Annotated in this window: 2 protein-coding genes; one reads left to right on the top strand and one right to left on the bottom strand. The window is 63.0% G+C overall.

From position 1 onward, the window contains the following. On the top strand, window positions 1-372 hold a 372-nt coding region (locus tag NW820_RS04585), incomplete at its 5' end, for a pyruvate kinase (protein ID WP_414406812.1). A 12-nt stretch (window positions 373-384) separates the two neighbouring features. On the opposite strand, the gene lptB is transcribed toward NW820_RS04585, so the two are convergent. After that, window positions 385-1,113, bottom strand: coding sequence for an LPS export ABC transporter ATP-binding protein (lptB, locus tag NW820_RS04590; RefSeq protein WP_011433949.1), 729 nt, complete (start codon window positions 1,111-1,113; stop codon window positions 385-387). Window positions 1,114-1,118 lie beyond the last annotated feature (5 nt).

The raw sequence follows: 1,118 nt of genomic DNA on the forward strand, positions 1-1,118 counted from the left end.
CTGCCGGCCTTGATCGCGACCGTTGCCGGCTGCCGGCCCCTGGGGGTGATGATTGCCCGTGGCGATCTGGCTGTGGAGATCGGTTGGCTGCGCTTGGGCGAGATCCAGGAGGAACTGCTGTGGATCTGCGAGGCAGCCCAGGTGCCGGTGGTCTGGGCTACCCAGGTGCTGGATCAGCTCACCAAGGAGGGCTTGCCCTCGCGGCCTGAGCTTTCCGATGCGGTGATGTCTGCCCGCGCCGAATGTGTGATGCTCAACAAGGGCCCCTACCTGCTGGAGGCGGTTGCCCTCCTGGATGAGCTGCTGGCTCGGATGCAGACCCACCAGCACAAGAAAAGCCAACGCCTGCGAGCTCTGTACTCCTGGAGGTGACCTGGAGCTGCCCTAGAGACGGAACTTCTCCCCCAGGTAATACTTGCGCACCAAGGGATCCGCCGCCAGCTCCGCCGCCGTGCCCTTGGCCAAAATGGCCCCGTCGTTGAGGATATAGGCCCGGTCGGTGATCTCCAGCGTCTCCCGCACGTTGTGGTCAGTAATCAAAACACCGATGCCCCGTTGCTTGAGCTTGGCCACCACCTCCTGAATATCCGCCACCGCGATGGGATCCACCCCCGCAAAGGGCTCATCCAGCAGCAGAAATTTCGGCCCGTGGATCCCAGCGGCCAAGGCACGGGCGATCTCCGCTCGGCGACGCTCCCCCCCCGATACCTGCAGGCCCAGGCTGTGGGCCACGTGGGCGATGCGAAACTCCTCCAGCAGTTGGTTGAGCCGCTGCTGCCAGAGGCGGCGAGGCACCCCCGTTTGCTCCATGATCAGCAGCAGGTTGTCTTGGATGCTGAGGCGACGAAAAATACTCGGCTCCTGGGCCAGGTAGCCGATCCCCAATTGGGCCCGGCGATGCATGGGCAGGTGGGTGATGTCTTGGTCATCCAACCAGACATGGCCGCGGTTGGGCTGGATCAGGCCAGTCATGATGTAGAACGTGGTGGTTTTCCCCGCCCCATTGGGGCCCAGGAGCCCCACGATTTCCCCCTGCTGAATGTTCAGGCTAACGTCGCTCACCACCTCACGGCGGCCATAGCGCTTACAGATGTTTTCTAAGTAGATCTGCATAGGGC

This window comes from Synechococcus sp. R55.7 (assembly GCF_047461955.1).
Taxonomy (GTDB): domain Bacteria; phylum Cyanobacteriota; class Cyanobacteriia; order Thermostichales; family Thermostichaceae; genus Thermostichus.

Coding starts and splice junctions, on each gene's coding strand:
- lptB (WP_011433949.1), bottom strand. CDS start 1,113: ATGCAGATCTACTTAGAAAACATCTGTAAGCGCTATGGCCGCCGTGAG.